This is a genomic window from Nocardioides dilutus, assembly GCF_054779555.1.
Map to the genome: position 1 here is coordinate 545,774 of NZ_BAAGYA010000002.1, position 17,348 is coordinate 563,121.

The following is a 17,348-nucleotide window of genomic DNA, read 5'->3' on the forward strand; positions in this document are numbered from 1 at the left end:
ATGTGGGCGTGGGTGCCACCCGCCTGCGCTAGCCCCAGGTGACGAAGGACGCCCATCACCGAGGTCGAGTTCTCAACGGCGTCGCGGAGTACCTCCTCCGTGTACTTCCGCCAACGTGCCATCGTGAATCAAACGCTAATTGCGACCGTCGACATCCCTGGTCTGACAGTCCGGCGAAGCATGTCGGGCCGATGGTCGAGGAGGTCGCGCAGCGACCGTCACGAGACCAGGTGAGCCGTGGCCGGGACTGAACCTGCGGCGGTTATCCACAGGTCGTCGGCGGGAGGGGTTCGACGTGGTCTGCGGGGGACGTTCCGAGCATGCCCTTCACCTACATCCTCGAGTGCGCGGACGGCTCGTACTACTGCGGCAGCACCTGGGATCTCGAGCGTCGCCTCATGGAGCACAACAACGGCGTCGGCTGCAGCTACACACGACCCACGCGACGACGCCCTGCGCCTCGTCTGGTCGCTCGAGTTCGAACGGGTCGACGAGGCCTACGCGCTCGAGAAGCAGCTGCAGGGCTGGAGCCGTGCGAAGCGCCAGGCACTCATCGACGGGCGGATCGACGACATCCGCGCTCTCGCGGGTCGCTCGTTCGCTGCGCAGGACCTGCGGGCGGCCGTCAAAGGGCACGCGATGCCGGATGACGAGGAACCGGCGACGGGCTAGATTCCACCCGGCTCACCCGGTCTCGTGACGGGCGCTGCGCGCCCTCCTCGACCACCGCCGGGATCTCGCTCGCGGCGCTCGCTTAGATCCCTAGGTCCTTGCGCAGCTTGGCCACGTGTCCGGTGGCCTTGACGTTGTACTGGGCGACCTCGACCTTGCCCTGCTCGTCGACGACGAACGTCGAGCGGATGACGCCCTGGACGGTCTTGCCGTACATCTTCTTCTCGCCGTACGTCGCCCACTTGTCCATGACCGACTTGTCGGGGTCGGAGAGCAGCCGGATGCCGAGCGACTCCTTGTCGCGGAACTTCGCGAGCTTCTCCGGCTTGTCCGGGGAGATGCCGAGCACCTCGTAGCCGGCGCCGCGCAGCGAGGCGAGGTTGTCGGTGAAGTCGCAGGCTTGCTTGGTGCAGCCCGGGGTCATCGCGGCGGGGTAGAAGTAGACGATCACCTTCTTGCCCGCGAAGTCCGCGAGCGAGACCTCGGCGCCGGTGTCGTCGGTCAGGGTGAAGGCGGGGGCGGTGTCGCCGGGGGCGAGACGATCGGTCACACGGCGATCCTGCCACGGATGCCTTGTTGCAAACCATGTGCAACTAACTAGAGTGTGCGGCGTGACCGCACCCCCCGTCGACGCGCCCGCCGTGCCGACGGTTCGGACGTGGACCGAGCGCGACAAGTGGCACCTCGCCGGGATGTCGGGGTTCGTGATCCTGCTCAACGTCGTCGGCTGGGGCGTCCTGGTCCTCGCGGTGGCGCCCCACGAATACTCGCTCGGGTCCACCGGTGCCTACGGGGTCGGGCTGGGGGTGACGGCGTTCCTCCTGGGCGTCCGCCACGCCTTCGACGCCGACCACATCGCCGTCATCGACAACACCACGCGCAAGCTGGTGGGGGAGGGCAACCCCGGTCTGGGAGTCGGCTTCTGGTTCTCGCTCGGGCACTCGAGCGTGGTCTTCGGCGCCGCGGCCCTCATCGCCTTCGGCGTGGAAGCCGTCTCGGGCACCGCCCAGGACGAGAGCTCGACGATGGCCGTCACCCTGGGTCTGATCGGCAGCATCGTGGCCGGCACGTTCCTCCTAGTCATCGGGCTCACCAACCTGGCCTCCGTCATCGGCATCGTCCGGATCTTCCGGGGCATCCGCACCCGCGGTCTCGACGAGGCGGCACTGGAGCACCACCTGCACGCGCGCGGGTTCCTGGCGCGCCTGCTCGGCGGTGCCACGAAGCGGGTCACCAAGCCGTGGCACGTCTACCCCGTCGGCCTCCTCATGGGCCTCGGGTTCGACACGGCGTCGCAGGTGGCCCTGCTGGTGCTCGCCGCGGGGACCGCGGCCTCACCGCTGCCGTGGTTCGCCATCTTGGTGCTGCCGGTCCTGTTCGCCGCGGGCATGAGCCTGTTCGACACCGCGGACGGGGTGTTCATGGCCCGGGCCTACGGCTGGGCGTTCCACCGGCCGGTGCGCAAGGTGTTCTACAACCTCACGGTCACCGTGCTGTCGGTGCTGATCGCGCTGGTCGTCGGCGTGATCGTGCTGGTGGGGGTCGCCGTCGACCGGTGGGGCATCGACTCGGGTCCGCTCGCCGCCATCGGTGCGCTCGAGCTCAACTACGTCGGCTACCTCGTCGTCGGGCTCTTCGTGGTCACCTGGGCCATCGCCCTCTCGATCTGGAGGTTCGGACGGATCGAGGAGAGGTTCGCGTACGAGCGTTGATAGGTTCGGCTCGTGAGCAACGCGACCGACCCCTCGGCCCTGGCGGCGGAGATCGAGGAGACGCGCGAGCGCCTCGCCAACACCATCGACCAGCTGATGCACCGGGCGAGCCCGAAGACGATCGTGTCCCGCGAGGTCGCCGAGGTGAAGGGGTTCTTCGTCGACCCGCTCACCGGCGAGCCACGGACCGAGAACATCCTCAAGGTCGTAGGCGGCGTGGTCGGCACCATCGCGGTGTTCGTGGTGCTGCGCAAGATCACTCGTTGACCGGGCCAGGGCTCGTGAGCGACAAGACGCCGATCAAGATGCTCCACGACCGGATCCTGGTCGAGCTCGACCGGGACGCCGGCGAACGACGCTCGTCCGGGGGCATCGTCATCCCGGCCACGGCGGCGATGGGCGCCCGGCGCCTCGCCTGGTCGCGGGTGGTCGCCGTGGGTCCGCACGCGCGCGCCGTCGAGGTCGGCGACCGGGTGTTGTTCGACCCCGAGGACAAGTCCGAGGTCGAGGTGCACGGCGAGACCTACGTCGTCATGCGCGAGCGGGACATCCACGCGGTCGCGGCCGAGCGCCTGGACGCGGACTCGGACGGCGACTCCACCGGTCTCTACCTGTGAGGGACCCTGTGACGCACCTCCTGTGACGGCCGCCATAACCCTGGGCGGCCCCCGGAGTTGAGCACTCCGTGCTCCGTCGTCAGATCGCCGTCCTCGCCAGTCTCGCCCTGCTCCCGGTGGGCTACGCCGCCGCCGGGTCCACCGCGGACGCCGTCGCACCGGCCTCCTCGGCTGCACCGGGCGTGACGGTGGCCAAGGCCAAGAAGCCGACGTACTCGGTGACTATCAAGCAGACCAAGCACGGCATCCCGCACATCACCGGCAAGAGCTTCGGCGACATCGGCTACGGCAGCGGCTACATGGCCGCCGACTCCAGCGTGTGCACCCTGGTCGACACCCTGATCACCGGCCGTGGCGAGCGCTCGCTGTGGTTCGGCAAGGACGGGCGCTACGACGACCAGGTGACCCTGCAGGCCTCCAACCTCCAGGTGGACGCCTTCGTCACCGACCTGCGCAACCGCAAGGTCGTGGAGAAGCTGCTGGCCGACAAGGTCGCCGGCCCGGGCAGCGAGGCGCGGGAGATGGTCAGGGGCTACGTCGCCGGCGCCAACCGCTGGCTGCAGGACAACAAGGTGACCGACCCCGCCTGCAAGCGCCACGCCTATCTCGCTCACAACGCCAAGGGTCCCGGCAGACAGCTGGGCAAGGTCACCGAGCTCGACCTCTGGTACGGCGTCTATCTCGCCAACCTGCTCGCCTCTTCCGGCGTCTTCGTCAAGGAGATCGTCGACGCGACGCCGCCCTCGCCGGCCGACCCCGGCGTACCGGATCCCGGCGACCTGCCGGTCAGCACCGCCGACCTGAGCGCGACGCAGAGGGCGGCGATCCTCGCGGGCCTGGGCCGCGACCCGGCGCGTCCCTTCGGCTCCAACGCGACCGCGATCGGTGGCGACCGCAGCACGACCGGGCGCGGCATGATCCTCGGCAACCCGCACTTCCCGTGGCGAGGTCGCTACCACTTCACCCAGCAACACCTGACGATCCCCGGCGAGTACGACGTCGCCGGCGGCTCGCTGGTGGGATCGCCCGTCGTCAACATCGGCTGGAACAAGCGGGTCGCGTGGAGCCACACCGTGTCGACGGCCTACCGTTTCACGCCCTACGAGTACACCCTCGCCGGGCCGACGACCTACCTGACCGAGTCCGGCCCGCAGGCCCTCGAGCACCGGCAGGTGAAGGTGAGGGTGCGCAAGGGCGACGGCAGCATCGGCACCGTCGAGGAGGACCTGTGGCGCACCAAGGAGGGCTACGTCCTCGAGTCGCCGGCCACCCTGATGTTCTGGACGCCCGCCAACGTGTGGGCCCTGCGGGACGCCAACGGCGAGCACCTGCGGACCATCGACACCTTCCTGGAGATGGGCAAGGCCCGCGACGTACGCGACCTCCTGCGCCGCCAGGACCGCGCCGCCGGCATGCCGTGGGTCAACACGACCGCGGCGGACCGCAACGGCGACGCGCTCTACGCCGACCACTCGGTGGTCCCCAACGTGACCGACGCGCTGGCCCAGCAGTGCATGACGCCGGTGGGCCAGGTGCTGTTCGAGCTCGCCGGCCTGCCCGGGCTGGACGGCACCAGGGCCGCCTCGTCCTGCCGGTGGGCGACCGACCCGGACGCCGCGCGCCCCGGCATCTTCGGGCCCGCCAACCTGCCCGACGTGGTCCGCCGGGACTACGTGATGAACGCCAACGACTCCTACTGGACGCCCAGCGCCTCGGTCCGGCTGGAGGGCTTCGCGCGGATCATCGGCTGTGAGCGGTGCGAGCGGACGATGCGCACCCAGATGGTCACGACGTACGTCGAGGACCGGCTCGCCCGAAACGGCGGCACGGGCAAGGAGAGCCCCCGTAGCCTCCGGCGCCACGAGCACGAGAACCGGCTGCGCGCGGCGGAGGTGATGCGGGCCGGCAACGACCTGGTCGAGCTGTGCCAGGCGACCGGGGAGACCGAGGCCTGCGCCGTGCTGGCGACCTGGGACGGCCGCTCGACGCGGCGTTCGGTCGGCACGCACATCTTCGAGGAGTTCCTCAAGAGGGCGCCCGCGGCCTCGTTGTGGGAGGTGCCGTTCGACGAGGCCGACCCGTTCAACACCCCACGGGACCTGGCCGAGGGCAACTCCGACGTCCAGGCCGCGATGAAGGCCGCCATCGACCACCTGCGCGGCAAGGGCGTGCCGATGAACGCCAGGTGGGGATCCCTCCAGGTCGCCGGCGACCGCGGCGCCAAGCCGATCCCGCTGGGCGGCGGAATGGGGGACGCGGCCGGCAACGCCAACGCGCTGGCGTCCTACGAGCCGGTCCAGAACGCCAACCGGTTCAAGCCGGTCACCTACGGCTCGTCCCACATCCAGGCCATCGCCTTCAAGGACCGCGGCCGGGTCCAGGCCAGGACGATCCTCACCTACAGCCAGTACGAGAACCCGCGCTCGCGCTGGTCACAGGACCAGACGAGGCTGTTCTCGAAGGGCCGGTGGGTGAAGTTCCCCTTCACTGCTGCCGAGGTCGCCCGACAGCTCATCCGCACCATCACCTTGGAGGGGAGCTGACGCAGCAGGAGACTGGTCCAGACCATGTGGGGGAATTTCTCCGGTAACGGGTGACTAACAGCGCTTGTTACTCCAATGTGGATCTTGTGAGGGAGACAGGATCGGAGGAAGCGGTGCCGCGACCCCTTTTCGGGGTGCGCGCCGACAGTGAGCTGGCCTTCGCGAGCCTTCTCGGACTCGCCCCGGGCAACGGGACAGGAGTGGCCGGGGCGCACCCGATGAGAGCCGGCGTGTTCTTCAGCCTCGTGCTCGTCCTGGCCCTCGTGCTGGTCAGCGTGGGCGCGCTCCTCTAGGAGCCCCGTACAGCAGGCCCCGACGAGGGGATTACTGTCCGTCCATGGCGGCGACCTCGGGCGACGAGCACGCCGTCCCGGTCTTCTTCCTGTCCGACAGCACCGGCATCAGCGCCGAGACCATGGGCAACGCGCTGCTGATCCAGTTCCCCGAGCTGCGCTTCGACCGCCAGCTGTTCCCGTTCATCACCACGGTCGAGGAAGCCCAGCGGGTGGTCCGGATCGTCGACGCGGCCATGGCCGGGCCGGTGACGCCGCTGGTCTTCGTCACGGCCGCCGAGGACGCGATCCGGCTCGAGCTGGCGAAGACCAAGGCGCCCGCCATCGACTTCTTCGACCTGCACATGCAGCGGGTCGAGGAGATCCTGCACGCGCGCGGCATGCGCCAGGCGGCCCGGCTGCACGGCGTGGGCGACATCAAGCGCTACAACTCCCGGATGGCCGCGGTGGAGTTCACCATCGAGCACGACGACGGGCAGAGCGTCCGGTCGCTCGAGAAGGCCGACGTCGTGCTGCTCGCACCGTCGCGCTGCGGGAAGACACCGACGAGCATGTACCTCGCGCTGCAGCACGGGCTCTTCGTCGCGAACTACCCGCTCGTCCCGGAGGACCTCGACGCCGCCGAGCTCCCGCGGCCGGTCCGGGGGATCGCCGGCCGCTGCGTCGGCCTCACCACGACTGTCGAGCGGCTCAGCCGGGTACGCAACGAGCGGCGACCGGGCTCGGAGTACGCGACCCCCGACCAGTGCCGCTGGGAGCTGCGCCGGGCCGCCCAGATGTACGCCGCGCACCGGCTCCCGGTCATCGACTCGTCCGCGAGGTCGGTCGAGGAGATGGCCACCCTGATCATGCAGACGCTGAAGGAGCGCCCATGAGCACGAACGTCCGATGGTTCTCCGACCTGGGGATGGCAGACCTCGAGGAGGTCGGTGGCAAGAACGCCTCACTGGGCGAGATGGTCTCCGAGCTGTCCGACCTCGGGGTCCTGGTGCCCAACGGCTTCGCGACGACGGCTGCGGCCTACCGGGCCTTCATCGGCACAGATGTCGACGGGAATGGCGGGCTGGCCGAGCGGATCGACAGCCTGCTCGAGGGCCTCGACACCGACGACGTGGTGCGGCTGGCGGAGGTCGGTCGGGAGATCCGGGCCGCCGTCGTCGGCCAGGAGTTCCCCGTCGAGCTCGAGGCGGACGTCCGGGAGGCCTACGACGTGCTCGTGGAGGAGAGCGGCGACGAGCCGTCGTTCGCCGTGCGCTCGAGCGCCACCGCCGAGGATCTGCCGGACGCGTCGTTCGCGGGGCAGCAGGAGACCTTCCTCAACGTGCGCGGCATCGACGCGGTGCTGACCGCGATCCGCGAGGTCTTCGCCTCGCTCTACAACGACCGGGCCATCGCCTACCGGGTCCACCACGGCTTCGCGCACGCGGATGTCGCGCTGTCCGCGGGTGTCCAGCGGATGGTGCGCTCCGACGTCGGCGCCTCGGGCGTCATGTTCACGATGGACACCGAGTCCGGGTTCACCGACGCGGTCTTCGTGACCTCCGCCTACGGGCTGGGCGAGGGGGTCGTGCAGGGAGCGGTCAATCCCGACGAGTTCTACGTCTACAAGCCCGCGCTCCGCGCCGGGCGGCCGGCGATCCTCAAGCGCGGCGTGGGCGGCAAGGCCACCAAGATGGTCTACACCGACGACGCGGCAGTGGGGAGGACCACCGAGTTCGTCGACGTCGCACCGGAGGAGCGAGGGCTGCTCAGCCTCACCGACGACGAGGTCGAGGAGCTCGCCCGGCACGCGCTGGTCATCGAGGACCACTACGGGCGGCCCATGGACATCGAGTGGGGCAAGGACGGTCTCGACGGTCAGCTCTATGTGCTGCAGGCGCGTCCGGAGACGGTCCAGTCCCGGGTGACCGGTGCGCTCGAGCGCTACAAGATGCCCAAGGAGGCGGTGGCCGGCGCCGAGGTGCTGGTCGAGGGGCGCGCGATCGGCCAGAAGATCGGGGCGGGCTCGGTGCGGGTCCTGACCAGCGTCGACCAGATGAGCGACTTCCAGGCGGGCGAGGTGCTGGTCGCCGACATGACCGACCCCGACTGGGAGCCGATCATGAAGCGGGCCGCGGCGATCGTGACCAACCGGGGCGGTCGGACCTGCCACGCCGCGATCATCGCTCGTGAGCTCGGCATCCCGGCCGTGGTCGGCACCGGCAGCGGCACGCAGGAGCTGGCCGACGGCCGAGACGTGACAGTGAGCTGTGCGGAGGGCGACACCGGCCTGGTCTACGACGGGCTCCTCGACTTCTCGGTGGAGCGCACCGAGCTCGACACGATGCCGGAGATCCCGGTCAAGATCATGATGAACGTCGGCACCCCGGAGCAGGCGTTCTCGTTCGCCCAGCTGCCCCACCGCGGCGTCGGCCTGGCGCGGCTGGAGTTCGTCATCAACCGGCAGATCGGCATCCACCCGCGCGCGCTCCTCGACCTCGAGGCCGACCCGGACCGGCTGCCCGCCGACCTGCGCGCCGACATCGAGGAGACGATCGCGGCGTACGCCGGCCCGCGTGAGTTCTTCGTCCAGCGAGTGGCCGAGGGCATCGCGATGCTGGGCGCCGCCTTCGCGCCCTACCCCGTGATCGTGCGGATGTCGGACTTCAAGTCCAACGAGTACGCCAACCTCGTCGCCGGCCCGCTCTACGAGCCGGACGAGGAGAACCCGATGATCGGCTACCGGGGAGCCTCGCGCTACCTCTCCGAGGACTTCGCCGAGTGCTTCGCCATGGAGTGCGAGGCGCTGCGCTACGTCCGCGACGACATGGGGCTGACCAACGTGTGGGTGATGATCCCGTTCGTGCGCACCCTCAAGGAGGCCAAGGGGGTCATCGACCTGCTCGCCTCCCACGGCCTGGTACGCGGCCACAACGACCTCAAGGTCGTCATGATGTGCGAGATCCCGTCCAACGCGGTGATCGCCGAGCGGTTCCTGGAGCACTTCGACGGGTTCTCGATCGGCTCCAACGACATGACCCAGCTGACCCTCGGGCTGGACCGGGACTCGGCGCTGGTCGCCGAGGGCTTCGACGAGCGTGACCCCGCTGTCCTGCACATGCTCGAGCTGGCCATCAGGGCCTGCAAGGCGCAGGGCAAGTATGTCGGCATCTGCGGCCAGGGCCCCTCCGACCACCCCGAGCTGGCCCAGTGGCTGCTCGACCAGGGCATCGAGTCGATGTCGCTCAACCCGGACACCGTCGTCGACACCTGGCTGGCGCTCGCCAAGAAGTCCTAGGGCGCCTGGTCGGGGACGGCGGCGAAGGCCCGCACCGGGAACGTCGCCAGGCCGGCGACCTTCACGGGCACGGCGCTGAACGTGGCGCCGGTCGCGGGGAGCCGGTCGAGGCCCGTGAGGTGCTCCACGACCGGGATCTCGCGCTCCAACAGCAGGGTGTGGACCGGGCGGTCTCCGCGCGGCGGGGTCGCGTCGATGTTGACCGAGTCGATGCCAACGAGGACCGCTCCCTGGTCGGCCAGCCACGCGGCCGCGTCGGTCGCGAGGAACGGGTGCTCTGCGTCGCCGTACCGCTCCGTGGCGAAGTGCGCGTCCCAGCCCGTGCGGATGAGCACGGCGGCACCCGCCACCTCCAGCCCGTCGAAGGCGGAGAGCCCGACGACGCCCGTCGCGGGCCCGGTGACCACCACGGCGGGCAGCAGGGCGCACTTCTCCAGCGGGAGCCCGCTGAGGTCGTGGCCTCCGCGGTACCGGTGGCCCGGCGTGTCGAGATAGGTCCCGGTGTTCGCCACCATGTCGATCCGGCCGATCGTGAACTCGGTGCCGTCCGCATAGACGCCGTGCGAGTCCTCGAAGGACAGGTGGTCGGAGATCGACGGGGCGGGCAGCCCGGGATAGGTGACCAACCCGTGCGTGACGGTGTGGCTGAGGTCGACGAGGCGCATGGCCCTGATCCTGCCAACGAAGGTCAGCGGCCGCCGACGGCACCCGCGCCGGGTACGAGACCCAGCTCGGCGTTGTCGGCGTCCGCCAGGTGACTCGTGGTCGGCTGCACCCGCAGGTCGGGGATCCGGACCGCGGCGAAGGTGGCCAGGATCATCACCACCCCCATGACCGTGAAGCCGACGGTGTAGCCGCGCTCGACGGGATAACCGGACGAGCCGACGTGCGCGGTGACGATGCCGGCCATCACGGCGGTCCCGAGCGAGCCGCCGATGGTGCGGATGTTGGCGTTCATGCCGCTGGCCACGCCGGTCTGCTCGGCGGGGACGGCGGCGATCACGACGCCGGCGAGGCTGGAGAACACCAGGCCCGAGCCGACACCCTGGGCGGTCGTCGCGGCGTAGAGCTGCCAGGTCGCGGCGTGGAAGAACGCGATGGACAGGAACGAGACGCCGGCGAGCATCAGGCCGGTGCCGATCACGACCCGGGCGCCCAGCCAGGAGATGAGCCGGGCGGTCGCGAACCCGACCACGAAGCTGGCCGCCGCCGAGGGGACCAGCAGGTAGCCCGACTCGGTGATGGACGCGCCGAAGCCGTAGCCGGCCTCGGTCGGGGTCTGCAGCAGCTGGGGCACGAACCCGAACGCCGCGAAGGTCGCGAACCCCATCGCCCCGGCGACCACGTTGGCGGTCCACATGCCGCGCCGGCGCATCAGGTGCATGTCGATCATCGGCACCGGCACCCGCAGCTCGGTGCGCATCCAGGCCCAGCCGGTCACCGCCGCGACGGCGAAGAGCCCGAGCACCCGGGCCGAGAGCCAGCTGTGCTCGTTGCCCCAGCTGAGGCCGAGCAGCAGGGCCACCAGGAACAACGCCAGCAGGACCGCCGGGAGGACAGGGAGCCGCGCAGGGGTGCGCACCGGGGAGTCGGGGACCACGAAGAACGCCGCGAGCGCGGCGACCAGCGTCGCGCACATCGGCAACAGGAACAGCCAGGCGTAGCCCAGGCGATCGACGATCGGGCCCGCGATGACGATTCCGACCCCGAAGCCCACAGCGGTCAGGGAGGCGAGCACGCTGAGCGCGCCGTTCATCCTCGCCCCGAACTCGTCGCGGATGATGCCGAACGACAGCGGCAGCACGCCGCCCCCGGCGCCTTGGACCACCCGGGCCGCGATCATCCACCCGACGCTGGGCGCGAGCGCGGCCAGCAGTGAGCCGACCGACAGCAGCACCAGGCAGAGGACCAGCATCCGGGTCTTGCCGACGACGTCCCCGACCCGGCCGAGGAGCGGGGTGCAGATGGAGGCCGAGAGCAGGTAGGCCGTCAGCACCCAGGTCACCGTCTGCTGGTCGGTGTCGAGCTCGGCCTGGATGGTCGTCAGCACCGGGATGGTCAACGACTGGAGGAGCACGAACGACCAGACGGACAGGGCGAGCACCGCGAAGGTGACGGACGTGCCGCCCTTCGCCCACGCCCGCCGATTGGTTGCCATAGGCAACCAAGTCTAGGAGGGGGTGCGCCTAGCCGGGAATCGGGAGGGTCACCCGGAAATGGGCGCCCTCGTCCGGCTCTCCGGGCAGCAGGACCACGGTGCCACCGTGTCGCTCGGCGACCTGGCGCACGATCGCCAGGCCGAGACCGCTGCCGCCCCCGGAGCCCCGGGTGCCGGGCTGGCGGGCGGGGTCGGCGCGGAAGAACCGGTCGAAGACCCGGTCGCGGTCGCCGGCGTCGACACCCGGGCCGTCGTCGACGACGTCGAGGACGACGTGGTCGGCGGTCGTTCTCAGGGCGAGGCGGACCTCCGAGGACGCGTGGCGGACGGCGTTCTCGACCAGGTTGCGCACGAGCCGGCGAAGCGACCCCGCCTCCCCGGCCAGGGGGGCCGCGGAGACGCCCGCCGTGTCGATGGCGACCTCGGTGGCCGAGCGGGCCCGGGCGGCCTCCTCGAGAACCAGCGCGTCCAGGTCGATCAGGTCGCGGCGAACCGGCTCGTCCGTGCCTTCCTCCACCGCCAGCGCGAGCAGGTCGCCCACCAGCAGCTCCATCTCGTTGCAGGTGGCGAGCAGCATGCGCGCCCAGTCCTCGACGTCCACGTCGGCGGGCCGGGACAACCCGACCTCGAGCTGGGTGCGGAAACCGGTGAGTGGGCTCTGCAGGTCGTGCGAGGCGTCCGCGACGAAGTCACGCTGTCGTTGCGAGGACTCCTCGAGCCGGCCCAGCATCGTGTTCATCGTGGTGGCCAGCCGCCCGACCTCGTCGTCGACCCCGGTCTCGGGGACGCGGCGGTCGAGCTCGCTCGCGTCGATGCCGGCGACGGTGGAGGTGATCTCGTCGATCCGGCGCAGCGCCCGGCCGACCGCGACCCAGACCGTGGCCGCGAGGAGGGCCAGCACAAGGGGTACGCCGACCATGAGCAGCCGGCGAGCGGCGGCGGAGGCCTCCTCGACGGACTCCAGGCTGCGCCCCACGAGGACGGTGACCGGGGTGTCCGGGGACTCGCCGTCGGCGTACCAGATCCGGTAGCGCTCGGTCTCGTTGTCGTCGGGCCCCACGATCGTGTCCAGCTCGAGCTCACCGGACGTGGAGCCCGGGCTGACCAGCGCCGGCTCGCCCTCGACGTTGGCGGACGCGGCGAGCACCGTGCCGTCGGCCGCGATGACCTGGGCGACCGACTCGTCGTCGCCGGGGTCGATGCTCGCGGGCAGGCTGCCGTCGGCCGCCGCGGCGAGCAGGTCCCGCACCCGCGCCTGGGACGTCGAGTCCCCCGACTCCGTCAGCTCGTTGCTGAGCAGTGACATCAGGGCCAACGACGCGGCCACGAGCACGGCTGCGGTGGCCAGGGTGGCCAGCAGGGTCGTCCGCATCCGCACGGTGCTGAGCACGGTCAGCCGCCCTCGGGGTCCAGCCGGTAGCCGACGAGCCGCACCGTCTGGAGGCTCTGCCGACCGAACGGCTCGTCGACGCGCTGCCGCAGCTGGCGCACGTAGACCTCCACGATGTTGGGGTCACCGTCGTAGGCGAAGTCCCACACGTGCTCCAGGATCGTCGCCTTCGACACCACCTCGCCAGCGCGGCGCATCAGGAACTCCAGGAGCGCGAACTGCCGCGGCGTCAGGGCGATGGCGGTCTCCCCTCGGCTCACCTGGTGGGTCGCCGGGTCCAGGCGCAGGTCGCCGGCGGTCAGCACCGCCGGCCGCTCGGAGCTCCCGCGCCGCAGGAGGGCGCGCAGCCTGGCCAGCAGCACGACGTAGGAGAACGGCTTGGCCAGGAAGTCGTCGGCGCCGGCGTCCAGCGCAGCAGCCTCGTCGGTCGGGCTGTTGCGGGCGGTGAGCATCAGGATCGGCGTCCAGTCGCCGGCCGCCCGGAGCTCGGCGCACAGCAGGTCGCCGGTCAGCTTCGGCAGCATGACGTCGAGGACCATCGCGTCGTATGCGTTCTCCCGGGCCAGCCAACGGCCCTCCTCGCCGTCCCCGGCCACGTCGACGGCGTACCCCTCGGCGACGAGGCCCCTCCGGACCGCGTCGGCGACGAGACCGTCGTCCTCCACCAGCAGGATCCGCACGCTCGACGATCCCACGGCTGGGCTGAACGCGGCCTGAACCCCGGCGTCTCCGCGGATTCAGGCTGGCTTCAGCCGGGTGGGCGCAGGGTGGGGTCCGGACCATCGCGATCCTGGGAGGAGACACCATGAACCGCTCGCTGTTGGTGGGACCCACGGCCCTCGCAGGCCTGGCGCTGACAGCCGTCCTCGGCTTCGCGCTCAGCGCCCCGTCCGGAGCCGGCGTCGCGGCCCGCAGCCCGAGCTGCGCCGACCTGCCGCAGGGCCGGGAGACCGTCGAGCTCGACCCGGACGAATTCACGACCCGGATCGACAACCCCTACTGGCCGATGGCGCCGGGCACCACGTGGCGCTACGTCGAGCGCGAGGCCGGCGAGAAGCAGACCGTCACCGTCAAGGTGAGCCGTCGGACCAAGGTGATCGAGGGCGTCCGCGCCCGGGTCGTGCACGACGTCGTCCGCGACGCCGACGGCGTGATCCTCGAGAACACCTGGGACTGGTTCGCCCAGGACTCCGACGGCAACATCTGGTACCTCGGTGAGTTCACCCAGGAGTACGAGGACGGCGTACCGGTCAACAGCGAGGGGTCGTTCCAGCACGGGCAGGAGGGGGCGCAGGCGGGCGTCGTGGTCCCGGCGGACCCGCGGCCCGGCTGCGCCTACCGCGAGGAGTTCCTGGCCGGGGAGGCCGAGGACCGCGCCAGGATCCTGTCGACCACCGAGACGATCCAGACGCGCTTCGGCCTGCGCCACCGGGTCCTGCAGACGGCGAACACCACCCCGTTGGAGCCGGACATCCTGGAGAACAAGTTCTACGTCCGCGGTCTCGGCCCGGTGCTCGAGCTGAGCGTGTCGCCCGACCTGGGCAGTGCCGTGCTGGTGAAGGTGGACAGGCCAGACAAACCTAGGTAGTTCCTAGGCGTGCGTGATGGAATGGCCGAATGAGGTCATTCCTCGCGACCACGCTCGCCTCGGTCGTGGCCCTCAGCAGTTGCGCGTCCGGCGACGGCGACGGCGACGCAGGGAGCCAGACCTCGCTCACGGTCTATGCCGCGGCCTCGCTCACCGACAGCTTCGAGCAGATCGGCGAGCTGTTCGAGGCCGGGCACGACGGGGTGGACGTCGAGCTCGGCCTCGGTGGCTCGTCCGACCTGGTCGCGCAGATCCGGGAAGGTGCACCGGCCGACGTGTTCGCGTCCGCGGACCTGGCCACGATGGAGAAGCTGACCGCCGAGGGGCTCGAGGGCCAGGACCCCCAGAGCTTCGCCACCAACACGCTGCAGATCGCGGTCGCGCCGGACAACCCGCTCGGGATCGACTCGCTCGCCGACCTCACCGGCCCGGACGTCAACCTGGTGACGTGTGCGCCCGAGGTGCCGTGCGGGGCGGCCGCGCACCAGGTGGCCGAAGCGGCCGGGCTCGAGCTGGCTCCGGTGAGCGAGGAGCAGTCGGTGACCGACGTGCTGGCCAAGGTGACCTCCGGTGAGGCCGACGCGGGCCTGGTCTACGTCACCGACGTGATCGGCGCGTCCGGCGCCGTCCTCGGCGTCGACTTCCCGCAGGCCCGGTCCGCCGTGAACACCTATCCGATCACCACGGTCGCCGACAGTGACGCGGGCGGGCTGGCCGCGGAGTTCGTCGAGCTCGTGCTGAGCGAGGACGGGCAGGCGATCCTCCGGGACGCCGGGTTCGGGGAGCCGTGACCCTGCCGCGCTGGATCTTCGTGCCGGCGGCGCTGGGCGCGGCGTTCGTGCTGCTCCCGCTCGTTGCCATCGTGGCGCGGGTCGACTGGGCGAGCTTCGGGGAGCTGATCACCTCCGAGTCGTCGCGGGCGGCGTTCGTCCTCAGTCTCCAGACCTCCACCGCGAGCACGATGCTGTGCGTGCTCGTGGGTGTGCCGATGGCGGTGGTGCTGGCGCGCACGGAGTTCCGCGGTCAGGGCGTGGTGCGCTCGCTGGTGCTGCTCCCGCTCGTCCTGCCGCCCGTCGTCGGTGGCCTGGCCCTGCTCTACACCTTCGGTCGTCGCGGCCTGCTCGGCGAGTCGCTGGAGGCACTGGGCGTCCAGATCGCGTTCTCGACGGTCGCGGTGGTTATGGCGCAGACCTTCGTGGCCCTGCCCTTCCTCGTGATCAGCATCGAGGGCTCCCTACGTACGGCGGGGGAGCGCTTCGAGGTGGTCGCCGCGTCGTTGGGCGCGCGGCCCACGACGGTGTTCCGCCGGATCACGCTGCCGCTGGTGCTCCCTGGCCTGGTGTCGGGTGCCGTGCTGGCCTTCGCGCGGTCCTTGGGGGAGTTCGGCGCGACCATCACCTTCGCGGGGAGCCTGCAGGGGGTCACGCGCACGCTGCCGCTCGAGATCTACCTGCAGCGCGAGACCGACCCCGACGCCGCCGTCGCTCTCGCCCTGGTGCTCGTCGTGGTCGCGGTGCTCGTGATCGGCGTGGCCCGCCAGAGCCGGAGCTCGCTGTGAGCCTCCCGGTGAACCTCCCCGTGAACCTGGACGTCGACGTGGCCGTCCCGGAGCGGGACGTCGAGGTCGCCCTGGACGTCCGGGACGGGGAGACGCTCGCGCTGCTCGGTCCCAACGGGTCGGGCAAGTCGACCCTCCTCGCCGTGGTGGCGGGTCTGGTCCGCCCCGAGCGAGGCCGGGTGGTGCTGGCCGGCCGGGCGCTGACGGTCGCCGAGGAGGGCGCCTCGGTGCACGTCGCGCCGCACGACCGGCGGACGGCTCTGCTCGGCCAGGACCCGCTACTCTTCCCGCACCTGAGTGCCCTGGACAACGTGGCCTTCGGTGCGCGCAGCAGCGGGATGGGCCGGCGGGAGGCGAGGGAGCGGGCCCAGCACTGGCTCGACCGGGTAGGCGTCGGGGGGTTGTCGGGCCGCAAGCCGGGCCGGCTCTCGGGCGGCCAGGCGCAGCGGGTGGCGGTCGCGCGCGCGTTGGCCGCCGAGCCGGAGCTCCTGCTCCTCGACGAGCCGATGGCCGCGTTGGACGTCGACGTGGCTCCGGCGATGAGACAGACGCTGCGCACCGTGCTGGCCGGGCGGACCGTCGTGCTGGTGACCCACGACGTGCTGGATGCGCTGCTGCTCGCGGACCGGGTCGTCGTGCTCGAGGCCGGCCGCGTCGTCGAGGAGGGTCCGGCCGCGGAGGTCCTGGCCAGGCCGAGGAGCCCCTTCGCGGCGAGGCTGGCCGGCCTCAACCTGGTCGCGGGGACCTGGTCCGGCGACGCGGTTCGCGGCGACGAGGGCGTCACCGTGCACGGCCTGGCGTCCGAGCCGGCGCCCGTGCCTGGTGACCGCGTCGTCGCGACGTTCCGCCCGCACGCCGTCGCGGTCTACCGCGAGCGCGTCGACGGCAGCCCGCGCAACTCCCTGCCTGTCACCGTCACCGGCCTCGAGCCGCTCGGCGACCTGATGCGGGTCCGCGCGACGACGAACGGTCAGAGCCTCGCTGCGGACGTGACCGTCCAGTCGGTGGCCGCCCTGGAGCTCGCCACCGGCCAGGAGGTCACGTTCACCGTCAAGGCGACCGAGGTCGCCGTCTACCGGCTCTGACCGTCCTAGGGTGACCTGATGGCGACGTACCTGCGGATCGGCGAGGTGGCCCAGGCGGTCGGGGTCAGCGTCGACACCCTGCGACGCTGGGAGGCCGATGGCCGGGTCGCCTTCGAGCGGCGCGGCAGCCAGCGGGTGCTCCCGGCCGAGGACCTCGCTCCGCTGCTCGCCTCCCTGGCCGGCTCGTCGAGCACGTCCAGCGCACGCAACCGGATGGCGGGCATCGTGGTCGCGGTCAAGCGGGACGAGGTGATGGCCCAGGTCGAGCTGGCCTGCGGTGACTTCCGGGTGGTGTCCCTGATGAGCAGGGACGCGTGCGACGAGCTGGGGCTCGAAGTGGGGAAACCGGCGGTCGCGGTGGTCAAGGCCACCAATGTGATCGTTGAGACCGAAGGGACCTGAGTTCCGTCCACGTCCTCGTTCTGGCCCGGTTCTGGCCTCATGTTGTGTGGACT

Annotated in this window: 18 protein-coding genes; 13 read left to right on the forward strand and 5 right to left on the reverse strand. The window is 71.0% G+C overall.

The annotated features are described in order from the left end of the window. Positions 1-320 precede the first annotated feature (320 nt). Entirely contained in the window at positions 321-650 is a 330-nt protein-coding gene (locus ACYVC6_RS12300; RefSeq protein ID WP_460714417.1) for a GIY-YIG nuclease family protein, read from the forward strand. A gap of 104 nt (positions 651-754) precedes the next feature. Here the strand turns inward: ACYVC6_RS12300 and bcp are convergent, their stop codons facing one another. Beyond that, positions 755-1,222 carry a thioredoxin-dependent thiol peroxidase gene (gene bcp, locus ACYVC6_RS12305; protein WP_460714419.1) on the reverse strand — a complete coding sequence of 156 codons (468 nt, stop codon included), beginning with the start codon at positions 1,220-1,222 and terminating at the stop codon, positions 755-757. Between the two features lie 61 nt (positions 1,223-1,283). Here bcp and nicT point away from each other — a divergent pair, with 61 nt between their 5' ends. From nicT to ppsA, 7 genes are all read left to right on the forward strand, one after another. Continuing rightward, the gene (nicT, locus tag ACYVC6_RS12310) at positions 1,284-2,384 is read left to right on the forward strand and encodes a Nickel transporter NicT (protein ID WP_460714421.1); all 1,101 of its coding nucleotides are present in this window, start codon (positions 1,284-1,286) and stop codon (positions 2,382-2,384) included. Positions 2,385-2,396: 12 nt separating this feature from the next. Beyond that, positions 2,397-2,651 (forward strand): DUF3618 domain-containing protein, encoded by a 255-nt coding sequence (locus ACYVC6_RS12315; protein ID WP_460714423.1) that lies wholly within the window; start codon positions 2,397-2,399, stop codon positions 2,649-2,651. A 38-nt stretch (positions 2,652-2,689) separates the two neighbouring features. After that, positions 2,690-3,001 carry a GroES family chaperonin gene (locus ACYVC6_RS12320; protein WP_460715335.1) on the forward strand — a complete coding sequence of 104 codons (312 nt, stop codon included), beginning with the start codon at positions 2,690-2,692 and terminating at the stop codon, positions 2,999-3,001. 68 nt (positions 3,002-3,069) lie between these two features. Continuing rightward, entirely contained in the window at positions 3,070-5,544 is a 2,475-nt protein-coding gene (locus tag ACYVC6_RS12325) for a penicillin acylase family protein (RefSeq protein ID WP_460714426.1), read from the forward strand. Positions 5,545-5,657: 113 nt separating this feature from the next. Then, positions 5,658-5,837, forward strand: coding sequence for a hypothetical protein (locus ACYVC6_RS12330; RefSeq protein WP_460714428.1), 180 nt, complete (start codon positions 5,658-5,660; stop codon positions 5,835-5,837). 44 nt (positions 5,838-5,881) lie between these two features. After that, positions 5,882-6,712, forward strand: a complete 831-nt coding sequence (locus ACYVC6_RS12335) for a pyruvate, water dikinase regulatory protein (RefSeq protein ID WP_460714430.1) — start codon at positions 5,882-5,884, stop codon at positions 6,710-6,712. Next, complete coding sequence (ppsA, locus tag ACYVC6_RS12340) at positions 6,709-9,114, forward strand: phosphoenolpyruvate synthase (protein ID WP_460714432.1); 2,406 nt, start codon at positions 6,709-6,711, stop codon at positions 9,112-9,114. The genes ACYVC6_RS12335 and ppsA overlap by 4 nt, the downstream gene beginning before the upstream one ends. Here ppsA and ACYVC6_RS12345 read toward each other — a convergent pair. The 4 genes from ACYVC6_RS12345 to ACYVC6_RS12360 are packed head-to-tail and all read right to left on the reverse strand — an operon-like array spanning position 9,111 to position 13,342. Then, positions 9,111-9,779: a cyclase family protein gene (locus ACYVC6_RS12345; RefSeq protein ID WP_460714434.1), complete on the reverse strand. Its 669-nt coding sequence runs from the start codon at positions 9,777-9,779 to the stop codon at positions 9,111-9,113. The two genes, ppsA and ACYVC6_RS12345, sit on opposite strands and share 4 nt — an antisense overlap. 23 nt (positions 9,780-9,802) lie before the next feature. Then, positions 9,803-11,272 (reverse strand): MFS transporter, encoded by a 1,470-nt coding sequence (locus ACYVC6_RS12350; protein WP_460714436.1) that lies wholly within the window; start codon positions 11,270-11,272, stop codon positions 9,803-9,805. Between the two features lie 28 nt (positions 11,273-11,300). Further along, positions 11,301-12,662 (reverse strand): ATP-binding protein, encoded by a 1,362-nt coding sequence (locus ACYVC6_RS12355; protein ID WP_460714437.1) that lies wholly within the window; start codon positions 12,660-12,662, stop codon positions 11,301-11,303. Between the two features lie 2 nt (positions 12,663-12,664). After that, positions 12,665-13,342, reverse strand: coding sequence for a response regulator transcription factor (locus ACYVC6_RS12360; RefSeq protein ID WP_460714438.1), 678 nt, complete (start codon positions 13,340-13,342; stop codon positions 12,665-12,667). A gap of 125 nt (positions 13,343-13,467) precedes the next feature. Here ACYVC6_RS12360 and ACYVC6_RS12365 point away from each other — a divergent pair, with 125 nt between their 5' ends. Genes ACYVC6_RS12365 through ACYVC6_RS12385 form a run of 5 tightly spaced genes read left to right on the forward strand, consistent with a single transcriptional unit; the run spans position 13,468 to position 17,295 of the window. Continuing rightward, complete coding sequence (locus tag ACYVC6_RS12365) at positions 13,468-14,250, forward strand: hypothetical protein (protein ID WP_460714440.1); 783 nt, start codon at positions 13,468-13,470, stop codon at positions 14,248-14,250. A gap of 29 nt (positions 14,251-14,279) precedes the next feature. After that, positions 14,280-15,041 carry a molybdate ABC transporter substrate-binding protein gene (gene modA, locus ACYVC6_RS12370; RefSeq protein WP_460714442.1) on the forward strand — a complete coding sequence of 254 codons (762 nt, stop codon included), beginning with the start codon at positions 14,280-14,282 and terminating at the stop codon, positions 15,039-15,041. After that, the gene (locus tag ACYVC6_RS12375; RefSeq protein WP_460714444.1) at positions 15,038-15,808 is read left to right on the forward strand and encodes an ABC transporter permease; all 771 of its coding nucleotides are present in this window, start codon (positions 15,038-15,040) and stop codon (positions 15,806-15,808) included. The genes modA and ACYVC6_RS12375 overlap by 4 nt, the downstream gene beginning before the upstream one ends. An 8-nt stretch (positions 15,809-15,816) precedes the next feature. Further along, a complete protein-coding gene (locus tag ACYVC6_RS12380; RefSeq protein WP_460714446.1) occupies positions 15,817-16,893 on the forward strand; it encodes a sulfate/molybdate ABC transporter ATP-binding protein in 1,077 nt (358 codons plus the stop codon). Between the two features lie 18 nt (positions 16,894-16,911). Then, positions 16,912-17,295 (forward strand): TOBE domain-containing protein, encoded by a 384-nt coding sequence (locus tag ACYVC6_RS12385; RefSeq protein WP_460714448.1) that lies wholly within the window; start codon positions 16,912-16,914, stop codon positions 17,293-17,295. Positions 17,296-17,348 lie beyond the last annotated feature (53 nt).

Bases quoted from the DNA above. Each gene is read 5' to 3' on its own strand.
- modA (WP_460714442.1), top strand. From the start codon at position 14,280: ATGAGGTCATTCCTCGCGACCACGCTCGCCTCGGTCGTGGCCCTCAGC.
- ACYVC6_RS12345 (WP_460714434.1), bottom strand. From the start codon at position 9,779: ATGCGCCTCGTCGACCTCAGCCACACCGTCACGCACGGGTTGGTCACC.
- ACYVC6_RS12350 (WP_460714436.1), bottom strand. From the start codon at position 11,272: ATGGCAACCAATCGGCGGGCGTGGGCGAAGGGCGGCACGTCCGTCACC.
- ACYVC6_RS12300 (WP_460714417.1), top strand. From the start codon at position 321: ATGCCCTTCACCTACATCCTCGAGTGCGCGGACGGCTCGTACTACTGC.
- ACYVC6_RS12385 (WP_460714448.1), top strand. From the start codon at position 16,912: ATGGCGACGTACCTGCGGATCGGCGAGGTGGCCCAGGCGGTCGGGGTC.
- ACYVC6_RS12335 (WP_460714430.1), top strand. From the start codon at position 5,882: ATGGCGGCGACCTCGGGCGACGAGCACGCCGTCCCGGTCTTCTTCCTG.
- ACYVC6_RS12320 (WP_460715335.1), top strand. From the start codon at position 2,690: ATGCTCCACGACCGGATCCTGGTCGAGCTCGACCGGGACGCCGGCGAA.
- ppsA (WP_460714432.1), top strand. From the start codon at position 6,709: ATGAGCACGAACGTCCGATGGTTCTCCGACCTGGGGATGGCAGACCTC.
- ACYVC6_RS12365 (WP_460714440.1), top strand. From the start codon at position 13,468: ATGAACCGCTCGCTGTTGGTGGGACCCACGGCCCTCGCAGGCCTGGCG.